Raw genomic sequence first — 15,198 nt, forward strand, 5'->3', positions numbered from 1 at the left:
GAAAAACTCCTGATCAGTAGTGGCCGTTAGACGTCGGCCAATCGCTTCGGTTCATGCCCCAATTAAATAGCGACATTCGCGGTAGAACATGGTCTGTTAAGCATTGATTCTCGCGGAGCAAGGCTGCCCCATGGATTACTTCGGACCGCACCTTTTCGGTTATCTGATTGCCCTGCTACACACCCTCGGCCTCATCGCTGCCCTCCATGCGGTGCTCACCGTGCGCACCGCGCAAGGCTCGATCGCCTGGGCATTGTCGCTGATCTTCATTCCTTACCTCACGCTGATTCCTTACCTGGTGTTCGGCCGCAGTACTTTCGATGGCTATATCAAGGCGCGGCGCCAGGCCAACGAACAGATGCGCCTGGCGATTTCCGAGTTGAACTGGCGGCCGTGGGTGGAAGAAGCCCTCGCCGCTCGCGCATCGAATGCCTATGGTTCCTTGCGGGCCATGCCCAAGCTGGGCCGCATGCCCTGCCTGGCCAACAACGAAGTGCAATTGCTGATCAATGGCAACGCAACCTTCAACGCAATCTTCCAAGCGATCGAACACGCGAAGGAAGCGATTCTGATCCAGTTTTTCATCATTCACGACGACCGGCTCGGCCAGCGCTTGCAGGATTTGCTGCTCAAGAAGGCCGCTGAAGGCGTAATTATTCATCTGCTCTACGATCGCATCGGCAGCCACGCCCTGCCCCACCGCTATGTGCAGGCCTTGCGCGATGCCGGCGTCGAGGTCAAAGCCTTCGCTACGCGCAGTGGCTGGCTCAATCGGTTCCAGGTCAACTTCCGCAACCACCGCAAAATTGTCGTGGTCGATGGTGTGCTCGGGTTTGTCGGCGGGCATAACGTTGGCGATGAATACATGGGTGAAAAACCGCCGCTGGCACCGTGGCGCGATACCCATGTGCAGGTCCGTGGCCCGGTGGTCGCGTGCATGCAGGAGTCGTTTGCCGAAGACTGGTTCTGGGCCGCTCGGACCTTGCCGCCGTTGATCCTTCCGGACGCGTACCCCGAAGACGGCGTGCTCTGCCAACTGCTCGCCAGCGGTCCGGCGGACGCCTACGAAACCTGCTCACTGTTTTTCGTCGAAGCAATCCATGCGGCAACCGAACGGGTGTGGATCACCAGCCCTTATTTCATCCCCGATGAAGCCGTGTTCGCCGCGCTGCGCCTGGCGGTTTTACGCGGCGTGGACGTCCGTCTGTTGCTGCCGTCGCGGCCCGATCACCGCATCGTTTATGCAGCTTCCAGTCTGTATGCCTTCGAAGCGGTACGAGCCGGGGTGCGGGTGTTCCGCTATCAGCCCGGGTTTCTCCATCAGAAAGTGGTATTGATCGACCGCGAGATCAGCGCCATCGGCAGCGCCAATCTCGATAACCGTTCGTTCCGGCTGAATTTCGAAGTGATGTTGTTGACCGTCGACAGCGAGTTCGCCACGTCCGTGGAACAGATGCTGATCGATGACTTCGCCCAGGCCAGTGAAATTGCCAAAGAGGAAAGCCGGGAGATCCACCGCCTGCAACAGGTCGGCATGCGAATCGCCCGGCTGATTTCACCGATCCTCTGAACAGCCTAAGCGTCTCAGCCAGTTGAGCGTCACGGGTGGTAGAGGTCGTCGCGCGTCCACGGCAGTTCATGGCTACCGTCGGGGCGCGCTTTCACCGCCAGAATCTGGTGCAGATTGATCCAGCCGCGTGCGAAAGCGTAAGCGCAACCGGCCAGGTAAAGGCGCCAGATACGCAGGGCTTGCTCTGGCACCAGTTTCGCGGCGGCTTCGAGGTTGTCCTCCAGTCGCTCACTCCAGTGATCCAGCGTGCGCGCGTAGTGCAGCCGCAGGCTCTCGACGTCGACGATTTCCAGCCCCGCTTCGCTGATCTCGGCGCTGATCATCGACAGGTGCGGCAGTTCGCCGTTGGGGAACACGTATTTCTCGATAAAATCCCCGGCGCCTCGCCCGACCGGGCGGCCATCGGTGTGCTTGGCCGTGATGCCGTGGTTCATCACCAGCCCGCCCTCTTTCACCGCGCCAAACAGGGCTTTGCAGTACTGCGCGAGATTGGCGTGGCCGACGTGCTCGAACATGCCCACGCTGACGACTTTGTCGAAGCGACCATCCTGGGGCAGATCGCGATAATCGAGCAATTGCAGTTCGATCTGGTCGTCCAGGGCCTCGGCCTTGACCCGTTCGCGGGCCAGTTCCAGTTGCGCCTGGCTCAAGGTGATACCGAACACCTTGGCGCCGAACTCGCGGGCAGCAAAGCGGGCAAGACCACCCCAGCCGCAACCGACATCCAGCAGGTATTCGCCCGGTTGCAAACGCAACTTGCGGCATAAATGACGGAATTTGGCTTGTTGCGCTTGCTCAAGCGTCTCGCTGCCGGTTTCGAAGTACGCGCAGGAATACGCCATGTCGCTGTCCAGCCAGAGCTGGTAGAACGCGTTCGACAGGTCGTAGTGGTAGGAAATGGCTTTGGCGTCGGTTTCCTTGTCGTGCAGTTTGCGCTCGGGATGACTGCCTTCGTTTTCATCGAGCAGAGCACTGCTCAATTCGTCGCAAACCCGAATCACCTCGCTGATTGACCCCTCCAGTTCGAGTTTGCCTTCGACAAAGGCGGCCCCGAGGGCGTCCAGGCTTGGATGGGTAAACTGACTGACCATCTGTGGGTCCTTGACCACGATGGTAACGCTGGGCGTTGGCCCCAGATTGAACTCATGGCCATCCCAGAGACGCAGGCGAAGCGGAAGCTGCAGATTCTGTAAGGCCGGTGGAAGTTGCGCGAGCATGGAAATCCCCCCTTGTTTCAGACGTCAGATCTGAGGGTAGCCCATTGCGGAAAAATAGCAGGCTATCGATATGATTAGCCGTATCTATCGCTACGGACGCTTCAGCCAGGCAGTCATTGGCAAACGCCCTCAGAATAAAGGACTGCCAACGTCAGGCGCAGTTCGATGAAATTCTTGTCATGTATCGGCCTCGAGCTTGAGCAGCGGCTCTTGAAAGCGTAACAAGCGACCAGCATTGCCCAACACCAGCAACGTGCTGAGGTTATGCAACAACGCGGCAATCATCGCCCCGGCGGCGCCCAGCCAGCCGAACGCGGCGAACACCACGATCGCCAGCGTCCAGCCCAGCCCAATGATGACGTTGACCTGCAATGTCCGCCGGCATTGGCGGCTGAGCCGTACACAAGTACCCAGCCTGCGCAGATCGCTGCCGATCAGCACGATGTCCGCCGAGGCCAGCGCGATATCCGCGCCTCCCGCGCCCATCGCCACACCGACTACGCCGGCCTTCAGAGCCAGCGAATCGTTGATGCCATCGCCCACCACCATCGGGCGGAAGCCGCTGTCGATTTCCCTGAGCACCCGATTCAGTTTGTCCTCGGGCAAGGCCTGGGCTTCGATCTCGTGCAAGCCGACCTCCTCTGCCAGCGACTGCGCCACGCTCTGACGGTCACCGGTCAGCAGCAATTGGCGGCCGAGGCCCAGTTCGCGCAATTCGCCGAGGGCAGATCGCGCTTCCGGTTTGACCGTGTCGGCGAGCAACAGCCAGGCGAGAAATTCACCGTTCAACGCCAGGCCGGCAATCGGCCCGTCGTGGGCCGGGACAGGTGTGGTGACTACGCCCAGTTGCGCAAACAGCTCTGGCCGGCCTAGCGCGGCCTGGCCCTGCGCGGTCATGGCAACCACACCAAGGCCCTGCCGTTCGTGGATGTCGCTCAGTGGCAGCGCATCCTTTTGCTGGCCCAGTCCGGCGAGCGCCCGGCTCACCGGATGACTGCTTGCCGCGCCCAAACTGGCGGCCAGCGCCAGGAGCGTCGAGGTGTCCGCGTGCAGCGTGTTGATCGAGTGCAAACGCAAAGTGCCGAAGGTGAGGGTGCCGGTCTTGTCGACCACCAACGAGGTGAGGTCGGCCAGCTCCTCGAGAAACGCCGAGCTGCGGATCAGAATCCCGTGCCGCGCAGCGACGGCAACCCCGGCAATCGCGGTGGCTGGCGCCGACAGAACCAACGCGCAGGGACACGCCGCCACCAGCACCGCGAGCATCGCTTGCGCGTCGTGGGTAATGAACCAGGTCACCGCCGCCAGCATCAGCACCAACACCATGTAGCTGCCGGCATACCGTTCGAGCAAACGGGTGATTGGTGGTTTCGAGCGCTCGGCGTTTTGCATCAGTGCGATGACTTTGCCGAGCGTCGATTCATCCCCGGTGCGCGTGACTTCGATGCGCAGCAGCCCATCGAGGTTGATCGCGCCGCCAAACACCGACATGCCGATACCTGCTTCCACCGGCACCGATTCACCGGTAATCGACGCGGTGTCGAGGCTCGCCTGGCCGGCCAACACTCGCCCGTCCGCGGGCACCCGATCACCGGCACGCACCTCAACGGTGTCACCGGATCGGAGTGTGCCGTTGTCCACCTCGACGATCGTGCCATCGGCCAGAACCTTGCGAGCGTGGCTGCGGGTCAATTGGCCGAGCGCATGAATGGCTTCCTGGGAGCCGATGACGCTCCGCTCCTCCAGCACATGGCCGAAAATCATGATGATCGGCAGCAACGCAGCGGTCAGCAGATCGCCGGTCGCCCACGCGCCCAGCATCGCCAGGGCGATTAATTGATCGGTGATGCCGTGCAGACTCGGATACCGCAGGCTGTACCAGGCCGAACGCATCACCGGGACGGCCACCAACAACGAAGCGACGCCGAGCAGCAACTGACTGACGCCGGTCTGCTCCGGCAACAGCCAGCGCCAGACAAGACCGAGGCCCAACAGACCGAGCGCCAGCATCGCCAGGGTCAGTTGACGGGCGGCGCGGCGTTGCTCGGCCGAGGACAACAGACTCGGTGCAGCGGTGGATGCAGTCATTGGCTGGCTCCCTGAATGATCAGGCGGGAATCGTCTTTCGGGTCGACTGTGGTCACGGAACCGGCCTGACCAAGAATTTTCGGCATGCGCTCACGGTAGAAACGCAGGAGCAATTGGGGATCGCGGGTATTGCCCAGGCTCAACACGGTGGCCGTGTCAGCGCTGGCCTTGGCCAAACGTTCGCCGGCTTGCGCGTGGGCCACTTGGCGGGTTCGATCGGCCTGTTCGTTGGCCATCTGGGTGACTTTTTCGGCGTCGGTGCGCGCATTGGCGACTGCCTTGTCAGCTTGCTGACTGGCCGTCAAAACCGCGTTGAACGCGCTGACGGCGGGATCCGGCAAGCTCGATTGCACATCGACCCGCGCCACTTCAATACCGATACCCTGCCCCGCCGCCTTCAGTTCGGCCAAGCGTTGGTTGATGCCGTGGACCAGATCGCCACGCAGGCGTTCGCGGCGCTCGGCGGCCTGATTGTCAGATCCGAGCAATTCCGGGCGAGCGACCAGAATGGTATCCAGGTCACGGGCAGCAGTGAGCGCCACCGCACTGCGCGTCACCAGTCGGTCGAGTGCCGGCAGCACGTGATCGGCCTGCAGGACGAAATCGTAGGGGTCGGTGACTTTGTAGAACACCCGCACATCCAGTTGCACCACCCCGGCATCACCGGTCAACAGATAACCGGAGCCGGCCAACGCATCGCTCAACGGTGTGGCAAAGGACGCGACTCGATCGGCCTTTAGGGCTTCATCGCTGCGCAGCAGATTCTCGACTCGACGCTCGATCACCCGATCCGCTGCTGGCAGCAAAACCACCTGTTCGAACGGCTGTGGCCACGCCAGCAACAGACCGGCATTTTGCACCCGGTCGAGGACGCCGAAGTGCAAAACCACGGCGCGATTCTGTGGATCGATCTGCCGGACGTTGGAGAATGCCCAAGCCAGCGCGGCCAGCACCGTCACCGCATACAGGGCTAAAAAAGCCAAACGTCCGGCCTGAATCCACGGACTTTGCAATAGGGGTGTTCCACGTGGAACTTCATCATTCATGGCTGCGACCCGGCTTTGCTGTCCAGTGTCGGCGGGCCGTCTACCAGTACGCGGAAAGGCGCGGCGTCGGTACGCAAAATCAATTTGGTGTCTGGGGTAACGATGGTGCCGAGGGTATCCAGCGAGCGCAGCAAGTTATAGAGCTGCGGTGAACTGGCGTAGGCGCGGCCGTAAATCTGCGCGGCTTCGACGCGCGACTGCGCTTCGATCTCGGCGGCCTGCACCGTCGCGTCCGCTTGGACGATGCGTGCGTCGCGCTCGGCAGCAGAGCGAATCTGCGCCGCTTCGCGTTTGCCGATCGCGGTGCGCTCCGTGGCGATGGTTTCACGCTCGGCGCGCATCCGGTCGACCGTGGCCGTGAGCGTTACGGACGGCAATGTCAGCCGCTCAACACCGACCTGCAATACACGCACGCCATAAGTGGCGAGCAACTGCTGATCAATCTGCTGGCGCAACTGCGCCTCGAAATCGCCGATGCGCACCTGACTGGCATCAGTGTTGACCAGACTGGCCAGATCAAAACTGCTGGCAGTGGTCTCCAGGGCCGAACCAATGAAGGTACGAATCTGCCGCGCGGCTTCGTCCGGCTGGTTCTGCACCGCACGCATAAAGCGCTGTACGTTGTCCGGATCGCCCTGCACCTGCCACGCCACGTAAGCCTGCACGATGATGCGCAAGCCATCACGCGTGCCGACATCCTGCAAGCCACTTGAGGTGGTCCGCAGGCGCAGGTCAACGGGAATTGCCGCTTCGAACGGTGCTGGCCAACGCCAGCTCAGGCCCGGATCAAGCAGGACCCGCGCGGGATTGCCGAAACGGGTAATCACAGTCGCTTCGCCGGAACGCACTTGCACCAGGCTTGCGGCCGCCAGCGCAAACGCGACCAACAGCGCCGCCCAAGCCATGCGCCGCCAGGGAAACGGTCCCGCCGCTTCCTCCCCTGCACCGTGGTGATGATGCCCATGATGGTGGTGGCCGCCATGGTGATGGGCGTGGCCGCTGTGATCGTGATGGTCGAGAGTGGGCGACTGGCTCAAGGGGCGACTCCTGGTTGAACGGTGGTGCGCGCGGGCGTCGGATCAGCCGGCAGCGTAAACGTACGCAGGTCGATGGTCGGCGCATTGCTGCTGCCGCCCAGACGGTGGTCGAGCAGCAACAGTTTGGCCTTGCCCAGGCCCTGGCTGAGTTGCGCGAAGTATTGTTCCAGCACAAAAGCCTGACCGGCACTGGCGTAGGCTTTTTGCTCGGCGCTGAATTTAAGGTCCGCCGCTTGCGCGGTGGCCTGATTCTCGCGGGCGCTGGCGCTGGCTTTGTCGCGCGCAAGCGTGGCTTGCAACTGCGCCTGATTGCTGGCTTGCGCGGCGGCGCCGCGTTCCCGGGCGATCAGCGCCTGCGCGCCAATCTGCGCCGCTTGCACGCCGTGGTAAGCATTCGCCGCGCCGGCGGGTGGATGAATGGCTTCGACGACCGTGGCGAGTATTTCCACACCGCTGTCGAGTGTCTTCAGGTCGCTTTGCACCGCGCGACCGATTTCCTCGGCCAGACCGACCCGGTCCTGTCCGAGCAAACCGTCCAGCGTGCGCGAGGCAAAGTCGTGCACCAGAATTCGACTGGCGGTGCTGCGAATCAGCGTCGGTACATCGGCGTGATTGTAGGTAGCGGCCAGGGCCGCTTGATCGTCCAGACCGATCCGGTAAACGAAGCGCACGTCCATGTTGACGATCTGGAAGCTCTGCTGCCCGCCCCGGCTGCTGGCAATCACCTGTGACTTATCGTTGACATGACTGGCGTCCCACAACCGGTTGGCCGCAAGCGGTGCCGGGCCTTCAGCGGGATCGAGTGCGGCCGGCGCAGGATTGGCGCCGACGCTGGTGGCCAGCTCATGCACCACGCCATTCTCAACGCTCAACACCCGCCCTAACGGCCAGGGCCAGCCGGCGTGCAAACCTGGGCCGAACACCTGCACCGGTTTGCCGAACCGCTCATAAATGCCCCGACCTTGCAGCGGAATTTCATGAATGCCGGTCAGCAGCCAAGCCACCACAGCGACCAGCGCCAGCACCGGCAGCAACGCGCGGCGCATGTAGCTGAACGCCCAGATCTGCCGTAGATCGATGCCGAAACGGTTGTGCAATTCATCCTGCAAGGCAAGCAACGGTTGTGGCGGCCAGCGCAGCAGATCGGCGACAAAACTGCGCGACAGCAACGTCGGTTCAAGCTGTTCGCGGCGAGGCGTGAACAGCGACAGAACCGCGCGCAGCAGCAGCTCGATCGCGACCAGGCCTGGCAAGAGCCCGATCAACACGGCCAGGCGCACCGGCCATATCGCGCCCTCGCTGGCAAACAACAAACACAGCCCGCCCAACACCAAACTGGTAATCGGCACCCGGACCAACCGGGCAAGCGCTGCCGCCTCAGGCCATTGCGCCGGGTGCTCCTGAGCCAGTTGCCGTTCCACGACCAACAGACCGAACGCCAGCGACAACGCCAATGCCGCGCCGACGGAAGCAGACACACCCAACGCTGCGCTCGGCAACGTCAGGTCCCACGCCTGTTCGATGCCGAGCAACAACAGCAGCGCCCATCCACCCAGCCACAGCGTCGCCGGGCCGATTTGGTCGAGCGCCTGCGCACCGCGCTGACTCAGCCGGTCCAGCAGCCGTTCATACCAACCCTCAGGCGGCGCGGGCGCATCCTGCGAGGGCGGCGCCTCCACGGGGGTGATCACCCGCGCGCGCCATTGCGTCACCCGCCAGGCCGATTGCAGCCCGGCGACCAGCAGCCATAGCGCCGCACCCTGATTAACCAGCCACGGGATCCACAGCGATTGCGCCGCAAACAGCGCAACCAACAATGCCAGTGCCCATGAACCACCGGCCAGTGTGCCGAGACCGAAGGCCAGCCTGCGCAATCGTCGCCCCTGCACCGCCGCCTGCTGAAAGCGCGGCAATGCGCTGACCGACGTGCCATCAACCTGCAGATCGACTTGCATATCACCCCAAACTCTTTGGCTCGCCATTCATAGCGTTACGATATAACGAAAAACGTGAAATATTCGTACACAATCAGGTTTATTAAAAGGCTGCCACCTGTCGCTTGGCTGAAGCCTTGACCGAAAGCTCTCGAAAGCAACATATTACGTACATAATCTTTGCCAACCACGTGTAGCGATCCGCATCCCTCAATCAGGAGCAAGGCGCATGAGCAACTATGACGTAGTGATTCTCGGCGGTGGCCCCGGCGGCTATAACGCCGCTATCCGTGCAGAACAGCTTGGCCTCAAGGCCGCGTGTGTCGAAGGCCGTGCGACCTTGGGCGGCACCTGCCTGAATGTCGGTTGCATGCCATCCAAGGCCTTGCTGCATGCTTCGGAGTTGTACGACGCGGCAATGGGCGCGGAGTTTGCCAACCTCGGCATCGAGGTCAAACCGACGCTGAACCTTGCGCAAATGATGAAACAAAAAGACCAGAGCGTGGCCGGTCTGACCAAAGGCATCGAATTCCTTTTTCGCAAAAACAAAGTCGACTGGATCAAGGGCTGGGGCCACATCGACGGACCGGGCAAGGTCACGGTCACCGATGATCAGGGCGGCAAAATCGGGCTGACCGCCAAAGACATCATCATCGCCACCGGCTCCGAACCCACTCCCCTGCCGGGCGTCGAGATCGACAACCAACGTATTCTGGACTCCACCGGCGCGTTGTCCCTGAGCGAGGTGCCGAAACATCTGGTGGTGATTGGCGCCGGGGTCATCGGCCTCGAACTGGGCTCAGTATGGCGTCGTCTGGGCGCGCAGGTGACAGTGATCGAGTACCTTGACCGGATCTGCCCCGGCGTCGACGGCGAAGCCGGAAAAACCTTGCAGCGCGCGTTGAGCAAACAGGGCATCGCGTTCAAGTTGAGTTCGAAGGTTACTGGCGCGACGACGTCAGCCACTGGCGTACAGCTCAGTGTTGAGCCAGCGGCGGGCGGCAGCGCTGAGTTGCTCGAAGCCGACTACGTGCTGGTGGCCATCGGTCGGCGCCCTTACACCCAAGGGCTGGGCCTGGAAAACGTCGGACTGAGCACCGACAAGCGCGGCATGCTCGCCAACCAACAACACCGCACCGAAGCCCCGGGCGTCTGGGTCATCGGCGACGTGACCTCCGGGCCGATGCTCGCGCACAAGGCCGAAGACGAGGCGATGGCCTGCGTCGAGCAGATTCACGGCAAGGCCGGCGAGGTCAATTACGCGCTGATCCCCAACGTGATCTACACCAAACCGGAACTGGCCAGCGTCGGCAAGACCGAAGAACAGCTCAAGGCCGAAGGACGCGCCTACAAGGTCGGCAAGTTTCCGTTCACTGCCAACAGCCGGGCAAAAATCAACCATGAGACCGAGGGCTTTGCCAAAGTCCTGGCTGACGAGCGCACTGACGAAGTGCTCGGCGTGCACCTGGTCGGCCCGAGTGTCAGTGAAATGATTGGCGAGTTTTGTGTGGCGATGGAATTCAGTGCATCGGCCGAGGACATCGCCCTGACCTGCCACCCACATCCGACCCGCTCCGAGGCGTTGCGCCAGGCGGCGATGAATGTCGAGGGGATGGCGACGCAGATGTAGGTTTCGCCAATTTTATTGGCTGAACCGGCGCTTTCGCGAGCAGGCTCGCTCCCACATTCGAGCGTATTCCTTCAGGAGAAATGCGCTCGAATGCGGGATCGCGCCCCGGTTCACGGCGGCAGATGCCCCAACGGCAACGGCCCCGGCGCCTTCACCGTGTGAATCGCAAAGTTACTGCGAATGTCGCTCACCCCCGGCAGTTTCAGCAGACAGCCGCTGAGAAACCGGTCATAAGCGCGCAGATCCGGTACCACCACTTGCAAGAGAAAATCCGATTCACCGGACACCAGAAACGCGGAAATCACTTCCGGCAGTGCCGTCACCGCTGCATAAAACGCCTCCGCCTGTTGATCGTTGTGGCGCTCGACCTTGACCCCGACAAATACCGTCAGGCCCAGCCCGACTTCGTCGCGATCGAGATTGGCCTGATAACCGCGAATCACCCCGGCCTCTTCCAGAATCCGCACGCGGCGCAGGCACGGCGAAGCGGACAAACCGATTTCGTCGGCCAGCTCGACGTTGCTCAGACGACCGTTGCGTTGCAGGGCCGCGAGAATCTTGCGGTCGAAGGCATCAAGTTTCATGTTTGGCAGATTCCGATAGTTGCTGCACCTAGAGCGGCAGACTATGCCAATCCAACGTGGATTTGAAGCTGACTACGCAAGCACCTGCCCCACCCTTCAGCCCTAGACTTGGCGGACCGAATCGACAACGAAAGGGCTGCGACATGGCGAATCTCTGGCTGTTTTTCCTGGCATTGGCCGTGGTCTTTTTATTGCCCGGCCCGGACATGCTCCTGCTGCTGCAAACCGGTGCGCGCCAGGGACGCGGCGCGGCGTTGGCCACCGCGGTCGGCCTTGCTGTCGCCCGAGCTTGTCATGTGGCGCTGGCGGCGCTGGGCATGGCAGCACTGTTCCAAGCGGCGCCATGGACATTCGAGGTGGTGCGCTTGGCGGGGGCGGCGTATCTGCTATGGCTCGGCATTCAGTGCCTGCGCAGCACATTGCTGCCGAGCCTTAATACTGACGAGGCTGGCGATACCCACAGCCCATGGCGCGAAGCGATCCGTCGGGGATTGCTGACCAACCTGCTCAACCCCAAGGCACTGTTGTTCTGCTCGGTGTTGCTGCCGCAATTCATCGTCAATGACGGCGCCTCCGTGCTCAGCCAATTCGCCGTGCTCGGTCTGTTGCTGGTCGGCGTCGGCCTGCTGTTCGACAGTGCCTACGCCCTCGCCGGCGCCGCGCTGGGCCGTTGGTTGCAACACAGCCCAACGGCGCAACGCGTCCAACAATGGCTGTTCGGCAGCCTGCTGATCGGTTTCGCCGTGCGCCTGACCTTCGTCCAGCAGGCTTAGTCCCGACGGGCCTTGCGTTGGCGACGGGTAATCAGCAGTAACGCGGCGGCCGTGATCAGCACAATCGCCCCAACCTGCACTGGCCACTTGTAAGGGCGCAACGTGGCGCGCACGGCATCGGTGACCTGGGTGACGTAACGTTTATCGGCGTTTTCAAAATCCGGGTACGGACACTGGTTGCCAAAATCTACCGCCCACAATACGTAAGGACCTTCCTTCACATAACGCTGATACAGCGCGCTCTGATCTTCCAGGCTGCTGTTCCAGCCGGCCGCGTTACACAGCACAGCGGCAAACGCCTGGCTGGTGTGCGGCAAGTTATCAGCAGCGCGGGCTGCCAGCGCAGTGGCGACGAAACGGTAGTGGTAGCGCTGATCCGGTTTCGCTGCACTGGCGACCTGACGCTGCACTTCGGCCTCGCTCACCAGCGGACCGACTTGCAGCTCGGCGCTCTCCAGCGCGTAGTTGCCGCCGAATGTGGCGTAGTCGGGCGCCATCTCGTAACCGAGAATATCCATACCCCATTCACGCGCCGTCCAGGCAGCGTTGTACAACGCACTGGCGCGTTTGGTCGGCCACCACGCGGCGTCAGCCTTCAGCCGTTGTTCGCCGTAGAGCTGCGCTTTTTTTTGCAGGTCGCGATTGTCGAAATAGGCCACAGCTTCCGCGTAGCGGCCCTCGCGCAGCAATCGCCGGCCGAGCAAGTTGCGCAGGCTGGCAGCGACCGGCAGGGGCACGTAGTTGTCGCGCTCCTGCTGGGTCAACGCTGGCGGTGCGGGGACGTTTTCGTCGACGTACTGCTTGAGCTCGGCAACCGTCAGCACCCGTTCGGCGACGGTTGCGGCATCGAACCAATAAACGCTGTTGCTGCGGTACAACTGCACGAAAGCTTGCAGGTACTCGCCGCGCTGCAACGCGAGAATCGCGCTTTCGCCCTCGACCCGGCACTTGGGCTGCACGGTTTCAAACGCCCAGTCCGGCGTACGCCGGTCGCCCCAGTCTTCGTTCTGCGGGAAGGCCTGCGCGGCTTTGGCATAGGCGGCAGCTGCCGCGCTTCTGTCGCCGTCACGCACCGCCAGTTTGGCCCGCAGCCACCAGGCCAGTCCGCCGTCGCCGGCGTTTTCCAGAAAGGCCCTGGCACCGGCGTAGTCGCCTTGTTGATAACTCATCGCGGCCAGCCGATCGGCGTTTTCGAGGCTGCCACGGGTGCTGTCCTGCAGTAGCGTCACCAGTTTCTTCTGGTGCGGCGGCTCATCGCCAAACGACCAGCCCTGGCGGCTGACCAGCGATGCGGTGACCAGTTGCTGCACTGCTTTGTGCTCCAGCAACCGCGCCAGCTGCGCCTCGGGCAACTCGGCCAGTTCGTTCATCACCTGTTTGAGCGAGGTATAGCCGACGGCGGAACCGTGCAGGTTCTGCGCTTCATACAACTGGATGGCGCCGCTCCACTCGCCAGCGGTGCGCAACACCCGCGCCTCCTCGCCCAGGCTGGCGACACCCAGTTCCAGCGGATCGCTGAAGCCTTCGATGCTCAACTGGCGGGTCTGGCGAAAGGCATCCCGCGCCTGCTCCAGCGCCTCGATGCGGTTCTGCGCCGCACTGCTCGTGGCGAAGGCGAGACGCCCCAGGGAATAGGCCGCCCAGGTGCTGCGCAATGGACGCTGGTCTGCCGGCAATGCCAAGACCTTGTTGAAGTAGTCGGCTGCCATTTGATGATCGCCGGTGGCAAAGGCCACCGCACCGGCCACGTACAAACGAATTTCCGCGGGCAGACTGGCGCCCTGCTCTTCAACCTGACGGGCATCGCTCAACCCGCGCAAGCGTTTGACCACGCCTTGTTGCTCGGCGCTCAGGCCCACCTGCTCAGCCTGTTCGCGGGCCATTTCAGAAGCATTGTCTTCGGCGTAATCGTTGGGGTTATGGGTCGCTGCCGTGACGTTTTTCAGTCCGGCGATGGTTTTGCCAAGGCGACTGACTTCGAAGCTGAAGCTGCCCTCCGGCAGATCGGCCAACGTCTGCGCGCGATTGTCGAGCAGCCGCATCGGGAAGTCCGGACCACAGGCCAGCGCCGAACCCAGCGGCAGGCTGAGGCTCAGACAGAGCAGATGGCGAGGCCAGTTACGGGTCAACATGCGAACCTCCTTGATCAATGATTGCGCAACGCGCCCAACCGATGGCGCGCTGCCCGCCCGCCGGCAAGCGGCCGTCGTGCAGGCGGGTGAAGGTAAGCAGATCCGGACGCTGTTGCAACGAGTAACCGGCAAGCGCATCGGCGCTTTCACAGCCCCGGCCCGTTAAGGTGATGCGCGCTGGCCAGGCGCTGTCGAGATTGCCCGGGTTGTCGAGCTGTATATCGTAAAGGCCGTCCTGTGCGCTGACTGTCACGCCGAGGCGGCTGCCCAACGCATCCCCCCGGGCGACGGCGCGCAGCGTGGTCAGGCTCCAGGCACGACGATCATTGGCCAAGGGCAGACGAAACCAGATCAGCCCGGCCAGGTGTGGCGGCGGATCGTCGCGCAGGGTTTTGCCCAATTGGCTCAGTTGCAGCGGATCGGCAAGCAATTCCCGACGCTGCCCGCCCCGCTCAACCTGCACTTCGCTCTCTATCTGTGGCGCACCGCCGTCATCCGGCAATAGCGCCACGCCGTAAGCCGGCAGCGCCAGATAAAAAGGCTTGTCCGTACTGCGCGCCCAGGCCTTTGCCCATTTCAACGCTTGCTTGGCATCGAACAGACCACGGCGCGGATCGCTGACCGCGTGGACTTGCAGCACGCTGCTGTCGACGGTTTGCAGCAACGCCGGCAGTTGCGCACTGTTGAGCCAGGCTGGCAGCGCGGTGATGCTCAACGGCAGGGAGGTCGGCAATGCCGAGCGCAGATGGCTGAGGAATTCGGCATACGCCGACAACCGCGCAGTGCCCGCGTCGTGGTCGATCTCGACACCGCTCGGCACCAGCCCCTGCGCCCGCCAGTCGCTCAGCACCTGCAGAATCTGCGCGGTGACTTGATCCCGATCCAGCGACTTGAGCTGTCCGTCGAGACGAATCACCGCGATCAAGGGACGGCCATCGGCTTTCAATAAGCGCGCGTCGATCCGCGCCCGGCTCAGTCCCGTATTGGGGAAGGCCTGCAGCGCCAGCACACGTAGGGTCGAGAAGTCAGCGCGGCTGTCACGCAACGCCTGTTCATGGGCCGGCGTCCATTGGCGTTGCCAGATGTAGAGTTGTTGGTCGAGAGCGGGCGCGTCCTGCTGTCGGCAAGCAGAAAGCACCATCAACGCAAACAGACCGACGAAAAAGCGCATACCTTGCAGATCCCTGACA

General features: G+C 62.5%; 11 protein-coding genes. 3 read left to right on the forward strand and 8 right to left on the reverse strand.

The annotated features are described in order from the left end of the window. Positions 1 to 130: 130 nt before the first annotated feature. Positions 131 to 1,570, forward strand: a complete 1,440-nt coding sequence (gene cls / locus HU743_RS12745) for a cardiolipin synthase (protein ID WP_186546176.1) — start codon at positions 131 to 133, stop codon at positions 1,568 to 1,570. A gap of 29 nt (positions 1,571 to 1,599) precedes the next feature. Here the strand turns inward: cls and cfaB are convergent, their stop codons facing one another. The 5 genes from cfaB to HU743_RS12770 all read right to left on the reverse strand — a co-directional run bounded on the left by cfaB (position 1,600) and on the right by HU743_RS12770 (position 8,910). Next, positions 1,600 to 2,787, reverse strand: coding sequence for a C17 cyclopropane fatty acid synthase CfaB (cfaB, locus tag HU743_RS12750; protein ID WP_186648977.1), 1,188 nt, complete (start codon positions 2,785 to 2,787; stop codon positions 1,600 to 1,602). A 177-nt stretch (positions 2,788 to 2,964) separates the two neighbouring features. Continuing rightward, entirely contained in the window at positions 2,965 to 4,872 is a 1,908-nt protein-coding gene (locus HU743_RS12755) for a heavy metal translocating P-type ATPase (protein WP_186648978.1), read from the reverse strand. Further along, on the reverse strand, positions 4,869 to 5,918 hold the full coding sequence (locus HU743_RS12760; protein WP_186648979.1) for a protease modulator HflK: 1,050 nt from the start codon (positions 5,916 to 5,918) through the stop codon (positions 4,869 to 4,871). Before HU743_RS12760 ends, HU743_RS12755 begins: the two co-directional genes overlap by 4 nt. Next, positions 5,915 to 6,955, reverse strand: coding sequence for a protease modulator HflC (locus HU743_RS12765; protein WP_186648980.1), 1,041 nt, complete (start codon positions 6,953 to 6,955; stop codon positions 5,915 to 5,917). Before HU743_RS12765 ends, HU743_RS12760 begins: the two co-directional genes overlap by 4 nt. Continuing rightward, entirely contained in the window at positions 6,952 to 8,910 is a 1,959-nt protein-coding gene (locus tag HU743_RS12770) for a protease modulator HflK (RefSeq protein ID WP_186648981.1), read from the reverse strand. The genes HU743_RS12765 and HU743_RS12770 overlap by 4 nt, the downstream gene beginning before the upstream one ends. A 208-nt stretch (positions 8,911 to 9,118) precedes the next feature. On the opposite strand from HU743_RS12770, the gene lpdA reads away from it, so the two are divergent. Next, a complete protein-coding gene (gene lpdA, locus HU743_RS12775; protein ID WP_186648982.1) occupies positions 9,119 to 10,519 on the forward strand; it encodes a dihydrolipoyl dehydrogenase in 1,401 nt (466 codons plus the stop codon). A gap of 110 nt (positions 10,520 to 10,629) precedes the next feature. On the opposite strand, the gene HU743_RS12780 is transcribed toward lpdA, so the two are convergent. Next, the gene (locus HU743_RS12780; protein WP_186648983.1) at positions 10,630 to 11,103 is read right to left on the reverse strand and encodes an Lrp/AsnC family transcriptional regulator; all 474 of its coding nucleotides are present in this window, start codon (positions 11,101 to 11,103) and stop codon (positions 10,630 to 10,632) included. A gap of 143 nt (positions 11,104 to 11,246) precedes the next feature. Between HU743_RS12780 and HU743_RS12785 the strand changes: the two genes are divergently transcribed. Further along, positions 11,247 to 11,876, forward strand: a complete 630-nt coding sequence (locus tag HU743_RS12785) for a LysE family translocator (protein ID WP_186648985.1) — start codon at positions 11,247 to 11,249, stop codon at positions 11,874 to 11,876. On the opposite strand, the gene HU743_RS12790 is transcribed toward HU743_RS12785, so the two are convergent. Continuing rightward, a complete protein-coding gene (locus HU743_RS12790) occupies positions 11,873 to 14,008 on the reverse strand; it encodes a hypothetical protein (protein WP_186648987.1) in 2,136 nt (711 codons plus the stop codon). The genes HU743_RS12785 and HU743_RS12790 overlap by 4 nt on opposite strands. Next, the gene (locus tag HU743_RS12795; RefSeq protein ID WP_186648989.1) at positions 13,995 to 15,179 is read right to left on the reverse strand and encodes a DUF3142 domain-containing protein; all 1,185 of its coding nucleotides are present in this window, start codon (positions 15,177 to 15,179) and stop codon (positions 13,995 to 13,997) included. Before HU743_RS12795 ends, HU743_RS12790 begins: the two co-directional genes overlap by 14 nt. Positions 15,180 to 15,198: the final 19 nt, after the last annotated feature.

Source organism: Pseudomonas sp. SWRI99, assembly GCF_014270125.1.
GTDB classification, from domain to species: Bacteria; Pseudomonadota; Gammaproteobacteria; order Pseudomonadales; family Pseudomonadaceae; genus Aquipseudomonas; species Aquipseudomonas hamedanensis.